The organism is Nonlabens sp. Hel1_33_55, assembly GCF_900101765.1.
GTDB lineage: Bacteria > Bacteroidota > Bacteroidia > Flavobacteriales > Flavobacteriaceae > Nonlabens.
In genome coordinates this window covers 2,113,707-2,128,311 of record NZ_LT627735.1, presented here as the reverse complement: position 1 = coordinate 2,128,311, position 14,605 = coordinate 2,113,707, and the positions used below count along the sequence as shown (strand labels likewise).

Here is a 14,605-nt window from a genome sequence, read left to right as displayed (position 1 = left end):
AGATCAAGCTTATTAATTTCGATCTTAAATAGCACTCACAGAGGTTAACCTGGTGTCAAATTCAAAAATCTCCAAATCAAAATAAGGTACCGCTGCAAGGGCATGATCAAATATATCTGCCATAATATATTCATAATTTGCCCAGCGTTTATCGCTACTAAAGGCATAGATCTCTAATGGCATACCTTGAGAAGTAGGCGGTAATTGCCTGATCATAATGGTCATTTCCTTATTAATGGCAGAGTGTCCTTGCACATACTCTTGAAGATATTTTCTGAAAACACCAATATTGGTAAGGTTGCGACCATTGATCAGCACCGTTTTATCGATGGAATGTTGTTCGTTGTAATTACTAATCTCTGTCTGTCTGGATTTGAGGTAATCTTTAATCAAGCCTATTTTTTGTAATTCGGCTATATCGCGATCTTGCAGATAACGTATGCTTTTTGACTTAATAATGATCGCACGTTTGATGCGTCGGCCACCAGAGTCTGTCATACCGCGCCAGTTCTTGTAGGCGTCAGAGATTAGCGCAAATGTGGGTAGGTTTGTAATTGTGTTATCAAAGTTTTGCACCATTACCGTAGATAGATTGATTTGTAAAACCTCACCATCAGCACCATATTTGTCCATAGTGATCCAGTCGCCTATACGGACTGTGTCATTGATAGAAACTTGAATACTAGCCACAAATCCTAAAATGGTATCCTTAAAAATTAATAACAAAATAGCAGATGCAGCTCCCAGCGTCGTGAAGAATTTGATGAATTCAATGTTTGCAACTATGGCAAGGATTGATGCTAGAGCAAGTACCCATAATACTAGCATGATCACCTGTATATAACTATCAATAGGCTTGTCTTTAAATCTGACAGTCAGCTTCAAGAATTCATTTATCGTACGTAATACACTTCTAAAAATGAAAATTATCAAGAAAACTAAAATCACCCATAATAAGGTTTGAAAGACAGATTCAAGCCTAGGGTAATCAAGAAAGATTAGTGAGGTGCTTTTATTTAGTAAAACAACAGGGATTACCAAAGATAGAAGACGTGGCGCCCCATGCTTCAACAATAGGTCGTCAAATTGAGTTTGTGTACGTTTTGAAAATGCTTTAAATAATGTGAGAATAACACGTCTCGTGCCCCAATAAATCACAAATAAAGCAATGGCAAATAGCAAACCTATTACTAGGATATTACCTAATTCTGCTAGATTTCTATCCCAGCCAAGATCTTCTCTAAGCCACTCATAAATCGATCTTCTGTATTCTATCATCATCAAGATTTACGGCAAAATTAGAGTGATTAGTTCACAATCCCGCCTATGATGGTTTTCATTTATATTTATTAAAAGTGAAATAAAAAATGCCTCTTGAATTTCAAGAGGCATTTTTGATTGAGGAACTATATCAAATAAGATCCTGAAACGACACTTCGACAAGCTCAGTGTGACAATTCAGGATGACAAATGATCTATTCTTCAGATTTATTGTCATCATTGCTGCGGCGTGGGCGATCGTCAGATCTACGGTCATCGCGTCTTCCACTACTACGGCGGTCATCACGACCACGGCTACGATCGTTACGATCTTCACGTTTGCGTGGTGGACGTTCTGTCCAGCCTTCTGGCTTAGGCAACGTTTCTTTACGAGAAACTTTTTGCTTCTTAGTACGTGGATCAACACCCATGTACTTCACATCAAGAGTATCACCTACACTTAATATGGTAGAAGGATCTTCAATACGCTTGTAATCAAACTCACTTACATGAAGCAAAGTTTCCTTACCAGGCTTGAATTCAACTACAGCACCAAAGTCAAGCATCTTTACCACTTTTACATGGTAGATCTCGCCAACTGTTGGTTCAAAAATGATGTTCTGTATACGCTCCAGAGCGGCCTCGATCTTAGAACGGTCTGTTCCTGCGATCTCAATAATACCCATCTCGTTTTCTTCCTTGATGTTGATGGTAGTATCGGTTTCCTTTTGCAATTCTTGAATTACTTTTCCACCAGGTCCTATTACGGCACCAATGTACTTGCCTTCAATCTCCATAGATTCCATCTTAGGAGCATGTGGCTTAACGTCTGCAGCAGGAGCGGCAATCGTGTCAGTCAATTTTCCTAGAATGTGCATACGGCCTTCTTTGGCTTGCATTAGTGCATTGGTTAGGATTTCGTAAGAAAGTCCTTTTACCTTAATGTCCATTTGACAAGCAGTGATACCATCTGCGGTACCAGTTACTTTAAAGTCCATGTCACCTAAGTGATCTTCATCACCAAGGATATCAGACAATACAGCATATTTATCACCTTCAGTTATCAATCCCATAGCGATACCAGAAACTGGTTTCTTCATAGGTAAACCAGCGTCCATCAATGCCATTGTACCAGCACAAACCGTTGCCATAGAAGAGGAACCGTTAGATTCCAATACTTCAGAAACTATTCTTACCGTATAAGGAAGATCTGCTGGAAGCATTCTTTTCAATGCTCGTTGTGCCAAATTTCCATGACCTATCTCACGACGGGAAGTTCCACGTAGTGGACGAGCTTCTCCAGTTGAAAATGGTGGGAAGTTGTAATGCAGGTAGAAACGCTCTTCACCTTCTTGTGATGCCATATCGATAATGTTGGCATCTCTTGAAGTTCCAAGTGTTACTGTTGCTAGTGCTTGAGTCTCTCCACGAGAGAAAATCGCACTACCGTGAGTAGATGGTAAATAATCTACCTCACACCAGATATCACGTATGTCTGTAGTCTTACGACCATCCAGACGGATTCCTTCATTGAGCAATACATCACGTACCGCTTTCTTGTGAGCTTTGTTAAAATATTTAGAGATAAGATCTCCGTTTTCAGCCTGATCCTCTTCTGAGAATTGCGCTTTTACTTCTTCTTTGATTTCACTAAAGGCTGCGCTGCGCTCATGCTTTGCACTTCCTTGTTTGGCTACGTCATAGACTTTTTGGTAAGCAAGCTCGACAACTTTTGCCATGATAGCATCGTCTTCACGCTCACCTTCGTACTCACGTACCTCTTTTTTGCCAACAGCTTCAGCTAGAGCTACTTGTGCAGCACACTGATCTTTAATAGCTTCATGGGCAGCTTTAATGGCAGCGATCATATCTTCTTCACTGATCTCTTCCATTTCACCTTCTACCATCATCACGCTATCAGCACTCGCGCCTATCATCATTTCAAGGTCTGCTGCTTCTAATTGAGCATAGCTAGGGTTGATGACAAACTCTCCATCCACACGTGCAACACGTACTTCAGAAATAGGGCATTCAAAAGGAAGGTCAGATAATTGGATTGCAGCACTCGCCGCAAGACCAGCCATTGCGTCTGGCATAACCTCTGGGTCATGAGACATTAATTGGATCATTACTTGAACCTCTGCATGGTAATCTTTTGGGAAAAGTGGACGTAGTACACGATCTACAAGACGCATGGTAAGAACCTCACCATCGTTAGGACGTGCCTCACGTTTAAAGAATCCTCCTGGATATTTACCGGCAGCGGCAAATTTCTCACGGTAGTCTACAGTAAGTGGAAGAAAATCTAGTCCAGTAGATTTGTAGCTGGACACTACAGTTCCTAGAAGCATTGCTTTACCACATGTGATCACGACAGATCCATGTGCTTGTTTTGCAAGCGCTCCAGTTTCAATAGTGATGTCAGGCCCATTGGCCATCTTGATCACTTGTTTAAAAACTTGTGGTTTCATTTGTTTGTATTAAACGTTAATCTCAAGTTGTGTGTGGTGAGAAGGCGCTTACTTACTGAGAAACCAGCTTTTGTTATGTCGCGATGATATTTTTATTACGCTTTCGCGAAAGCGTAAACAGCATAAACCGCTGCGGTATAAAACAAAAAAGGGGACACGAAGTCCCCAATTTATTATTTTCTAATTCCTAGTTCCTTAATCAACTCACGATAAGCAACAATGTCTTTCTTCATTTTGTAATCAAGAAGAGAACGACGCTTTCCTACAAGTTTCACTAGACTACGTTCTGTGTTGTAGTCGTGACGATTTCTCTTAAGGTGCTCTGTAAGGTGGTTGATACGGTAGGTAAACAATGCAACTTGTGCGTCTGTGTTACCTGTGTCTGCTGGGTTCTTTCCGTATTTGGAAAGGATTTCAGCCTTTTTTTCTGGTGCTAAATACATGCCAAAATTATTTAAATAATGAATATTATGTATGTCAGTCGATCTGACGATGCCTTGAGATTCATTCTCTTAGCGGCTGCAAAGATACAAATTAAGTATAAGTTTAAATTTAAAATCGAAACTTAAATACAATGACTCAAGGTTCAACAGAAATTGCTTAATGTTAATTTATCTCAGAAATCTTTATTATGAATTTTAATATTCACTAAAAAACATTCTTTAGAACTCTGAACTCTGAACTCTGAACTCTGAACTCTGAACTCTGAACTAAGAAACCATCTTACGATTCAAGATCAAATCAAGATATTGATTGACTTTCTTTTTCAACTGTGGACGTGGTACGATAAAGTCAAGAAAGCCTTTTTCCAATAAAAATTCTGCAGTCTGGAAACCTTCAGGAAGTTCTTTTCCTGTGGTGTCGCGTACTACTCGTGGTCCTGCAAATGCAATCAATGCACCAGGCTCACCTATATTGATGTCACCTAGCATGGCAAATGATGCTGTCGTACCACCAGTCGTTGGGTCAGTACATAAAGATATAAATGGAATCCCAGCATCTGATAGCTGAGCTAGTTTTGAGCTGGTTTTGGCTAGTTGCATTAATGACAATGCAGCCTCCATCATACGAGCACCTCCAGATTTTGAGATGATCATAAAAGGTATCTCATTTTTCAATGAGTAGTCTGCAGCGCGTGCGATTTTTTCTCCTACAACGCTACCCATAGATCCGCCGATGAATGAAAAGTCCATGCAGGCAACCACAAGTTCATGGCCATTTGACTTTCCTACTGCTGTGCGCACAGCATCCTTCAAACCAGTTTTGGCTTGAGCTGCTTCTAATCGGTCAGAGTATTTCTTAGTGTCCGTAAACTTCAATGGATCCTTAGAGGTGATGTTTGGATTCAACTCCTTGAACTCGTTATTGTCAAAAAGAATTTCAAAGTATTCTTTACTACCTATTCTTACGTGGTACCCGTCTTCAGGACTTACATAAAAGTTGTTTTTGAGTTGTTCAGAGTCTATGATTTTACCAGTTGGTGACTTGTACCACAAACCTTTAGGCGTGTCTTTCTTAGCCTCTGTAGGCGTTGTAATTCCCTTTTTCTCTCTTTTGAACCAAGCCATATGTGTAATTATGAGTTCAGAGTTATGAGACCAGAGTTTTATGTTCAATGATCTTACTCCAGATAATTTGTTGTGATTATTCTAATCAAGAATTTTATTAATTCTCAATACGGAATTATTATAGTGTGTTCACATTATTAAGATCTTCAAATGCTTGTTTCAAACGAGCCTTGAAAGATTCTTCACCAACACGCAACCATTTACGTGGGTCATAATATTTTTTGTTAGGTGAATCTGCACCAGTAGAATTACCTATTTGCGTCTTTAGGAAGTCATCATTACTATCCATGTATTTTTTAATACCGTCAGCAAACGCCCATTGTAGGTCTGTATCGATATTCATTTTAATGACACCATAGCCTATCGCTTCACGAATCTCTTCAAGTGTAGAACCTGATCCACCATGGAATACAAAATCGATGTGGTTGTGCTCAACTCCATATTTTTTAGTCACATATTCCTGAGAATTCTTCAAGATCTTAGGAGTCAGTTTTACGTTTCCTGGCTTGTATACTCCGTGAACGTTACCAAATGCTGCTGCGACAGTGAATTTATCGCTCACCTTGCTTAGCTCTTCATAAGCATAGGCAACCTCTTCTGGCTGTGTGTATAATTTAGATTCATCCACATCGCTGTTATCGACACCATCTTCCTCACCACCAGTAATCCCAAGTTCAATTTCAAGAGTCATGTCCATTTTTGACATGCGCTCTAGATATCTTTTACAGATCTCGATGTTCTCTTCTAGTGGTTCTTCACTAAGGTCTAACATGTGCGAGGAGTATAAGCTTTTCCCAGTTTCGCGAAAGCGGGCTTCACTTGCATCCAATAAACCATCAACCCACGGCAATAGATTTTTTGCACAGTGGTCTGTGTGTAAAATTACAGTCGCACCATAAGCCTTAGCTAGTTCATGAACATGTTTGGCACCTGCGATACCTCCTAAAATAGCTGCACGCTGGTTCTCGTTGCTCAAGCCTTTTCCTGCATTGAATACAGATCCACCGTTGGAATATTGAATAATAACGGGAGAATTGAGTTCTGCCGCTGTTTCCATGACTGCATTTACAGAGCTGGATCCTATGACATTTACCGCTGGCAACGCATAACCGTTGGCTTTTGCATGATTAAATATTTCTTGAACTTCGTTACCTGTGGCAACTCCTGGCTTGATATTGTGACTCATATTTTTTGTGTTGAACTAACAAAAGTAAGCAAAAAATTTACTGTTCTAGGATGTTGAATGTTATAACCCTTACAAAGGTTTTTGGGCGTTTCCATCCCGCATCCTGCGTGATGGTCGGGCTCTTTGTTGCAATCTTTTTACAGCAATTCCTTTATGAGGATTGCTGTAAAAAGGATTTTCACTGCGATCCCTAACGCTTCTACATTTTAGTTTCTTTCATCCTTTTCCAGAGTGAAAGCGAAATTTAATTAAAATTTAATCGGTCTAAAATGGGTAATTGATACCTACATTAAATACCGATTTTGAAAAATTATATTCTGTGAACCAGCGGCGATCTGTTTCAAGAGCTGGATTGTAAGTTTTGAAACCTATGTCAAAACGAATGACAAAAAATCCAAAGTCATACCGTACTCCAAAACCGGTTCCTATGGCAAGATTCTGTAGGTCTTGAAATTCATTGAAAATTGCTCTGGGGTCCTCTTCACTGTCTGCAACATTCCAAATATTCCCGATATCAGTAAAAATAGCTCCTTTAAAAGCTCCCAAAACTGGGAAACGATACTCTGCATTAAAGGCGAGCTTCATGTTTGCCACGTTGAAATCATTCAGGCCACCAGTGCTACCAGGTCCTAGTTCATAGGCTTGCCAAGCGCGGTTATCATTAGGGCCTCCAGCAAAAAATGATCTGATAAATGGAATGTTGTCAGAGTTACCATAGGGAACTGCGATCCCACCTAGGGCTTTTATGGCTAGGACATTACCGCCATCATATTCCCAGTGCTTGATGTATTCTATTTCAGGCTTGAGATATTGGGAATATTCTACACCAAAAACCCTGCGATTCCCATTATCGTTGCGCTCTACATTTAGCAAACTTGAAACTCCAGCAATTAGATTTCCAGCACTTTCAATGCGTACACTGAATCTTGAATAATCCTCATCATAAATTCCCTGCCTATTGTTTCTTATCCAGTTGTAGGAACTAGCAATAATTAGATTGTTCTGTACCAATCGATCCCGACGTTCATTGATGTTCCTGATGTCTTCTAATTGACCAGCATTGGTGTTGAAGTTACCTTGAAGTGCGTCATTTATAAAGCGGTTGGTACCTTCAGGAACGGTAAGATCGTTTTCCATATCAACGTATTGAGGATCTGTTATATTCAGATCCATGGCAATATCATTGAGACTTGTGTAACTACTTTGATATACATTGAAAAAGTCCTGCGGGTCTAGATTGCGCACATATTGTGCATTGATTAGATCAAATCTAGTATTCTTGATGGGTGTTTGCTGCCATCGATAGCTTAGTGCTCCGGTCACGCTTTGCCGATCCAGGCCTATATTAGTTTGTGATACAAAACCCAGTGACAAATTTGTAGCTGGCGACATATATTTTGGAATGATACCGTCTGTATTTGCTGGGAAGAACAGTCTGGGAAATATCAGACTTGCGTCTGCACCCAATTCTTGAAGGTCAAAAAATCTGGAATCTCCAGTCGCATTATTGGAACTCGCACCTACATTACCTCTAAAGGTTAGGCTAAAAAGTTCACTGCCCTTAAATAAATTTCTAACTAAAAAGGATGTGTTCAAACCTACTCCAAAGGTCTGAATGTTACTGTGAGAAGCTTCAGTACCAAAAACGACATTGTACTTTTTCTTAGAAGTCAAGGAGATGTTTGCTATCAGATTATTGCCTGTAGTGTCTGCGGGATCCTCGACATAAGAAATACTGGGATATAAGAAGCTATTTAGTTCTGTAATTCTCTTATAGGTTCTATCTCTATCAATGTCTCTGTATAAAAAGTTGGGTTCAAAAAAAACAGCATCAGTTAATACCCGATTGCTGTATTTGAGCTTGTTGTATCTTATTATTTTATATCCCTTATAACTAACGGTATCAGGAACTATACTATCGAGTTCTCTTTCATAATCTGGAATAATGTGAACCTGACTTATTTTATGTAATTGAAAAGGTATTCTAATGGTGGAATCGGCATCTTCAACTTCTCTGTTGCGCACTAGTAATGTAAGGTTGGCTTTATGATCTGTGTTTACCGTGTCACCTTCAAATTTGATGAACTCTTTTTCCATATGGATCGCTCCATTATTGCGGAATAATTTATAAAGCCGATCGCGCTCTGCATTGATATCTCCGGTAAAATATTGTCTACCAGATTCCAAAAGGCTAGAGCCTTTGTTAGCTTCATATAACGAGTCAATGGCTAGCGTTGGAATATTGCGATTGATACTATCAACGATGTAAGGTTGATGCCGCTGTACATAATAATTGACTCGAGCTCGCTTTTCACGCTTGGCATCTACAATTTCCTCGTCAACTTCAGTGTTGAACCATCCTTGATTCCAGTACCATTGTCTTAATCTCTCAGAAGATTTTTTGCTTAGGTTTTCATCTACTAACACTGGAGCCTGGCCGGTACGTTTGAGCCATTGGTTAAAAGCTACTAATCCTTCACCCAGCTGCATGGTTTGCTTTTCAGAAAGCAGGTCATTCCTTCTCTCAAGTTGCTTGGGATTGTTCTGCATCCATTTTAGATAAATGGAATCGCGATGCGGTCTGGCGAGGTTGTAAATGTGAAGTCTAAGTGGAAAAAGACCTATTCCTTGATTGGGACGTTGCTCTGGTAGATTAGCTACTCTATCATTTTCAGGAGGTAGACTGTCTACAATAATATTGTTCTCAATGAGAAGTTTTCTACCGTCTGGAACTCGCTTGATCGTACTACAGGATACTGAAAAAAGAATAAGCGTTACAATTAAGCCTATTTTTGTGTGAAGTCTTTTTAATTCCATAGGTAGCGGCCCAAAAATACGATGATAATGATTACCAAAAACAAAATTAAACAGATCAAAAGCCTGACTCGTAAAAAGAATCGGGAAGAGATGCAGTCATTTGTTGTAGAAGGTTATAAATCTATTAGAGAACTCAAAAATGCAGGTCTTAGTGTGGAAGAAATCTACGTCACTAAAGAAGCCAATAAGCTGCATGATCTCAATCCAGAAATTATATCAATTGCTGAGATGAAATCCATCTCAAACCTGAAAACGCCACCAGGATACCTAGCCATTGTCAAGATGTTGAAAACTCAGGAAATTCCTGAAAGGGGTCTTATTCTAGCACTTGATAATATTCAAGATCCGGGAAATCTAGGAACTATCGTGCGGCTCGCTGACTGGTTCAATGTCGAGCATATCGTGTGTAATTCAAACACTGTTGATCTGTACAACCCCAAATGTATTCAGGCGACCATGGGTTCGATCGCTCGCGTGCAACTACACTACGTAGAATTGGAGACATTCCTCAAGGATACCCAGCTACCCATTTTTGTTACCGCCATGAGCGAACAGAGCATTTATGAAAAGAAAATGCCTACAGATGGAATCTTAGTGATGGGCAGTGAATCACACGGTATCTCAACTGAGATCATGCAACTAGGCACAAAAATATCAATCCCTCAATACAGCTCAGATGGCATTAAAACCGAAAGTCTCAATGTAGCTACTGCAACAGGAATTGTCCTGGCAGAATGGCGCAGGTTTACTGGAATGTAAAGTTTAGAAAAATTCCTCTGGACAGCATGCTGTCTACACTACCAGTATATGGACTGTCTGGATTTTCATCTCTTACCAGTTCATCCGTTATTGCAAAAACACCTCTAATGGATGGTGTAAATTTAAAATAGGGAAGATAAAGATCCACGCCTAAACCCATTTCATAATTGAAAACACCCGTTTTCTGACGGAATTGTCCAGCGCTATTATCATCAGGATTTTCCTCATTACTGGAAAGATTGTGTGAATAAGAAGCGCCACCTATTACAAACGGCTTAAAATTGTTCAATCTTTTAGTGGAAACTTTAAGCAGTATGGGAAGCTGGATATAAGTAGAGCTTACTTCTCGTATGAATTGTTCAGGAGAATTGAACGATGGGTCAGTAAAAAACAAATTGCGTTGTACAAATGCAACACCAGGTTCAAACCTAAGATTTAAATATTCGTTGATTCTCAAATCACTCAACACGCCTACATTAAATCCGGCAGTCTTTTCGGTTTGAATCTCGTCGACAATCTCATTGTAATCAAATTTATAGTCATAAGTATTGAGACCCATATAAAAGCCAAAAGTCAGTATCTGCTTATCAAAATTCTCCCGATTCTTGATACGTTCCTTCGTGAAAAGTTGTGCTGTAGCAATAGAACCTATTAAGCAGGCAAGAATAAAAAAGGTTGTTCTCAACAGTAATTATTTAATGGCTTTATAAATAGTAGAGGCACCATGAAATTGTAAGGAACTCTCCACGTCTTTAAACCCAACTTTCTTTAAAATATTGTTGAATCGCTCTCCATAAGGAAATTTAGAGGCACTTTTTGAAAGGTATCCATAAGCCTTGCGATCCTTTGAAAAAATCTTTCCTAAAGTAGGAACGACTAGATTACTATACACGTAATAGCCTTGTTTGAATGGGAATTTTTGCGGGACGCTGGTTTCAAGAATGACCAGAATACCACCGGGTTTCAATACCCGTAAGATTTCAGCAAGTCCTTTTTCTAGATCTTCAAAATTACGTACACCATAAGAGACGGTTATAGCGTCAAAAGTCTGATCATCAAACTGTAGGTTTTCAGAATCGCCCAGCACCATTTCAATGCGGTCATCCAGCTGCTCTTTCTTGACTTTAATTTTACCTACCTCAAGCATACCGCTAGAAATATCAAGTCCTACCAGTCTGGAAGCTTTGGTTTTTTCAGCCATTTTAATCACTAGATCGCCAGTACCAGTCGCGATATCCATGATCGTATCTGGTTTATGGGCAGCTACCATTTCTACCACATTATCACGCCATTTTTGATCCAGTCCCAATGAAATCATACGGTTAAGGCCGTCATATTCACCGCTTATGGTATCAAACATTTGCGTGACCTGCTCTTTCTTGCTAGCCTCGTTGTCTTGATTTGGTTTTACTTGTTCAGACACGTTTTGTGGTTTGTGCCAAAGATACAATGGAGCAGTGAGGAAATTGTTATTTCGCTTTCGCGAAAGCGTACTTATCAACCATCACCGTATTATTAGAGGTACTTTCTTACCTTATTATGACCTTATTGGTATATTTGAATTCCACAGAAACGATTTTATGAAAATCATTATAGCTGGCGCTGGCGAGGTAGGATTTCACCTAGCTAAGCTGCTCTCTTATGAGTCTCAAGATATCACGCTTATAGATCCCGTAAAAGAAAATCTACATTATGCAGATACCCATCTGGATATCAGGACATTGAGAGGTGACGCCACATCTATTAAAACGCTCAAGGATTCTAACGTAGGCCAGGCAGATCTGGTTATTGCGGTAAGCAGTAGCGAGGCGATCAACATCACGATAGGCGTTCTGGCAAAACAATTGGGTGCAAAGCGAACGATTGCGAGAATTTCAAATACAGAATTTCTTGATGCAGAGCAAGCTGTTGGTTTTAAAGGATTTGGGATCGATGAATTAATTTCTCCAGAGTCCCTAGCCAGTAAGGAAATTGAATTACTTCTCAATCAAAGTGCCTTTAATGATAGCTACGAATTTGAGGATGGTGCATTGACTATGGTAGGCGTTAACTTAACACGTACGGCGCAGTTTGTTGGAAAATCAGTACAGGAAGCTGGCGAGATTTTTCCAGAAGTTCATTTTATGCCTATTGCGATCCAGCGTTTTGGTACGCAATACACATTGATACCGCGCGGTGATACACAGTTTAAAGAAGGTGATCAGGTATACTTTATTACTACGACAGGTGGTGTGGATGAATTGTATAAACTGACAGGAAAAACACGCAGGACCATGAAAAATGTCATGATTCTAGGTGGTAGTAACATAGGGGAACAAAGTGCACGCAATCTTTCTGAAGCAGGGATGAATGTGAAGCTGGTAGAAATTGATCCAGATAAAGCCTTTGATCTAGCAGATAAATTACCAGAAGTTCTTGTCATCAGCGGAGATGGCCGAAACGTTGAGCTTCTACAGGAAGAAAGTATTCATGAAATGGATGCTTTTATTGCTGTGACTGGAAATAGCGAAACCAATATTATTTCTTGCCTAATGGCAAAAAGTAAGAGTGTGCGCAAAACGATCTCTCTGGTAGAGAATATGGATTATTTCCAGCTGTCTCACAGTATAGGAATTGACACGTTGATAAACAAGAAACTTCTTGCAGCAAATAATATCTTTAGATACATACGTAAGGGCGAAGTGGTGGCTATGACAAAGCTCAACAATATGAATGCAGAGCTACTCGAGTTTATCGTTAAGGAAAAAAGCGCCTTGTGTAACAAACAAATCATAGAAGTCAATGTGCCACGTAGTGCGATCATAGGTGGCGTAATTCGTGACGGAAAAGGTAATATAGTTTTGGGCGATTTCACCATAAAAGCTGGTGACAGAGTAGTGGTGTGTTGTTTGCCGCGCTCTATTTCCAAAGTGGAAAAACTTTTCCAATAATGCTAAGACTCAATTATAAGATTATTATTTATATCATGGGACTACTGTTGGTTTTTAACGGTGGTTTTATGTCATTGGGTTCATTAGTTAGCGCTTTTTATGGAGAGGACGAGGCTTTAGAGATTCTTCTAGCTGCAGTTGTAGCTATTTCCCTAGGTTCTGTTTTGATGTTAGTGACTAGACAGCACATCAAAGAATTAGGTAAAAAAGAAGGTTACCTCATTGTGACATTAGGTTGGTTATTCATGGCATTGGCTGGAACCATGCCTTACTTATTTACTGGTGCGATAGGTAATTATACAGATGCTTTTTTTGAAACCATGAGTGGTTTTACAACTACAGGAGCCAGCATCATGAATGATATTGAGATCATGCCTAAAGGTGTTCTCTTCTGGCGCAGTACAACGCACTGGATAGGTGGTATGGGAATTATTGTTCTCGCGGTAGCCATATTACCATTATTGGGAATAGGCGGTATGCAGCTTTTTGCTGCCGAAGCTCCAGGCCCAAGTGCGGATAAACTCCATCCCAGAATTACAGATACAGCCAAAAGACTATGGCTTATCTATGTAAGCTTTACAGGTATTGAGGCTGTACTGCTCAAAATAGCAGGAATGGGCTGGTTTGATGCCGTCAACCATGCCATGAGCACTTTATCTACTGGTGGGTTTTCTACCAAGAATGCGAGTATTGCCTACTGGAACGACAATCCTTGGATTCAATGGATTATTACCTTTTTCATGTTTATTGCTGGGATGAACTTTGTCTTAAGTTACTTTGGTTTCAAAGGTCAATTCAAAAAGATATATCAAGATACCGAGTTTAAATGGTATGCAAGCTTTGTGCTAGGCTTCTCTATTATTGGAGCTGTTCTTATTTATACGCAAGCAGATGTATCGGTATCTTCCATTGCACATCCCATGGTTTGGGGTGAATTGGAAAGTGCGGTTAGACATTCCTTTTTTCAAGTTTTAGCGGTAATTACCACTACTGGATTTGTATCTGCAGATTATACGATGTGGACACCCTTTTTGACCATCATGTTTTTTGGTTTATTCTTTTTAGGTGGTAGTGCTGGATCCACATCTGGCGGTATTAAAGTTATGAGACATATTATCTTGATACGTAATGGTATCATGGAGTTCAAACGCACGCTTCATCCCAATGCCATTTTACCGGTACGTTACAACGGCAAGGCTCTTTCCAGCAATATTGTATTTAATATACTAGGCTTCTTTATTCTATACATGTTGTCCTTTATAGTAGGGTCAGTAGGACTCGCGGCTTTAGGGTTGGATTTTGATACCGCTATAGGTGGAGCGCTTAGTAGTTTAGGTAACGTTGGACCTGCTTTTGGTGATTTATCTCCAATAAACAACTTTGCCGGCTTGCCCGATCTGGGTAAATGGTGGTGTTCATTTTTGATGCTCATTGGCCGACTGGAATTGTTCACTGTTCTAATCTTGCTGACTCCATTCTTTTGGAGGAATAGGTAGAGAAAAATCAAAATCAAGAACAAAATCAAAAATGTTTTGGAGAACAATTTGAGCTCTCTTTAATAAGATTATAGTAGCAGATCAGAATACTAAATCTTAGTTTGATTTCAACCTTACC

The 14,605-nt window shown here is 39.7% G+C and carries 11 protein-coding genes; 3 read left to right on the top strand and 8 right to left on the bottom strand.

The features are described from left to right. Positions 1 to 24: 24 nt before the first annotated feature. The 6 genes from BLO34_RS09460 to BLO34_RS09435 all read right to left on the bottom strand — a co-directional run bounded on the left by BLO34_RS09460 (position 25) and on the right by BLO34_RS09435 (position 9,302). Entirely contained in the window at positions 25 to 1,278 is a 1,254-nt protein-coding gene (locus BLO34_RS09460) for a mechanosensitive ion channel family protein (protein ID WP_090756580.1), read from the bottom strand. A 197-nt stretch (positions 1,279 to 1,475) separates the two neighbouring features. Next, the gene (locus tag BLO34_RS09455; protein WP_090754763.1) at positions 1,476 to 3,731 is read right to left on the bottom strand and encodes a polyribonucleotide nucleotidyltransferase; all 2,256 of its coding nucleotides are present in this window, start codon (positions 3,729 to 3,731) and stop codon (positions 1,476 to 1,478) included. Positions 3,732 to 3,904: 173 nt separating this feature from the next. Next, positions 3,905 to 4,174: a 30S ribosomal protein S15 gene (gene rpsO / locus BLO34_RS09450; protein WP_090754760.1), complete on the bottom strand. Its 270-nt coding sequence runs from the start codon at positions 4,172 to 4,174 to the stop codon at positions 3,905 to 3,907. A 267-nt stretch (positions 4,175 to 4,441) separates the two neighbouring features. Further along, complete coding sequence (accD, locus tag BLO34_RS09445) at positions 4,442 to 5,299, bottom strand: acetyl-CoA carboxylase, carboxyltransferase subunit beta (RefSeq protein ID WP_090754758.1); 858 nt, start codon at positions 5,297 to 5,299, stop codon at positions 4,442 to 4,444. Positions 5,300 to 5,417: 118 nt separating this feature from the next. After that, the gene (gene fbaA / locus BLO34_RS09440; RefSeq protein WP_090754755.1) at positions 5,418 to 6,485 is read right to left on the bottom strand and encodes a class II fructose-bisphosphate aldolase; all 1,068 of its coding nucleotides are present in this window, start codon (positions 6,483 to 6,485) and stop codon (positions 5,418 to 5,420) included. Between the two features lie 264 nt (positions 6,486 to 6,749). Continuing rightward, positions 6,750 to 9,302, bottom strand: a complete 2,553-nt coding sequence (locus tag BLO34_RS09435; RefSeq protein ID WP_090754753.1) for a BamA/TamA family outer membrane protein — start codon at positions 9,300 to 9,302, stop codon at positions 6,750 to 6,752. Positions 9,303 to 9,329: 27 nt separating this feature from the next. Here BLO34_RS09435 and BLO34_RS09430 point away from each other — a divergent pair, with 27 nt between their 5' ends. Beyond that, on the top strand, positions 9,330 to 10,061 hold the full coding sequence (locus BLO34_RS09430; protein WP_090754752.1) for a TrmH family RNA methyltransferase: 732 nt from the start codon (positions 9,330 to 9,332) through the stop codon (positions 10,059 to 10,061). Here BLO34_RS09430 and BLO34_RS09425 read toward each other — a convergent pair. Next, complete coding sequence (locus BLO34_RS09425; protein ID WP_090754750.1) at positions 10,048 to 10,746, bottom strand: porin family protein; 699 nt, start codon at positions 10,744 to 10,746, stop codon at positions 10,048 to 10,050. The two genes, BLO34_RS09430 and BLO34_RS09425, sit on opposite strands and share 14 nt — an antisense overlap. A gap of 6 nt (positions 10,747 to 10,752) precedes the next feature. Beyond that, positions 10,753 to 11,484, bottom strand: a complete 732-nt coding sequence (gene ubiE, locus BLO34_RS09420; RefSeq protein ID WP_090754748.1) for a bifunctional demethylmenaquinone methyltransferase/2-methoxy-6-polyprenyl-1,4-benzoquinol methylase UbiE — start codon at positions 11,482 to 11,484, stop codon at positions 10,753 to 10,755. Between the two features lie 157 nt (positions 11,485 to 11,641). Between ubiE and trkA the strand changes: the two genes are divergently transcribed. Both trkA and BLO34_RS09410 read left to right on the top strand, forming a co-directional pair. Then, a complete protein-coding gene (gene trkA / locus BLO34_RS09415; protein ID WP_090754746.1) occupies positions 11,642 to 12,991 on the top strand; it encodes a Trk system potassium transporter TrkA in 1,350 nt (449 codons plus the stop codon). Next, entirely contained in the window at positions 12,991 to 14,487 is a 1,497-nt protein-coding gene (locus BLO34_RS09410; RefSeq protein ID WP_090754744.1) for a TrkH family potassium uptake protein, read from the top strand. Before trkA ends, BLO34_RS09410 begins: the two co-directional genes overlap by 1 nt. Positions 14,488 to 14,605: the final 118 nt, after the last annotated feature.

Excerpts from the sequence above, each read along its gene's own strand:
- BLO34_RS09460 (WP_090756580.1), bottom strand. The coding sequence starts at position 1,278 with ATGATAGAATACAGAAGATCGATTTATGAGTGGCTTAGAGAAGATCTT.
- BLO34_RS09455 (WP_090754763.1), bottom strand. The coding sequence starts at position 3,731 with ATGAAACCACAAGTTTTTAAACAAGTGATCAAGATGGCCAATGGGCCT.
- rpsO (WP_090754760.1), bottom strand. The coding sequence starts at position 4,174 with ATGTATTTAGCACCAGAAAAAAAGGCTGAAATCCTTTCCAAATACGGA.
- accD (WP_090754758.1), bottom strand. The coding sequence starts at position 5,299 with ATGGCTTGGTTCAAAAGAGAGAAAAAGGGAATTACAACGCCTACAGAG.
- fbaA (WP_090754755.1), bottom strand. The coding sequence starts at position 6,485 with ATGAGTCACAATATCAAGCCAGGAGTTGCCACAGGTAACGAAGTTCAA.
- BLO34_RS09435 (WP_090754753.1), bottom strand. The coding sequence starts at position 9,302 with ATGGAATTAAAAAGACTTCACACAAAAATAGGCTTAATTGTAACGCTT.
- BLO34_RS09430 (WP_090754752.1), top strand. The coding sequence starts at position 9,330 with ATGATTACCAAAAACAAAATTAAACAGATCAAAAGCCTGACTCGTAAA.
- trkA (WP_090754746.1), top strand. The coding sequence starts at position 11,642 with ATGAAAATCATTATAGCTGGCGCTGGCGAGGTAGGATTTCACCTAGCT.
- BLO34_RS09410 (WP_090754744.1), top strand. The coding sequence starts at position 12,991 with ATGCTAAGACTCAATTATAAGATTATTATTTATATCATGGGACTACTG.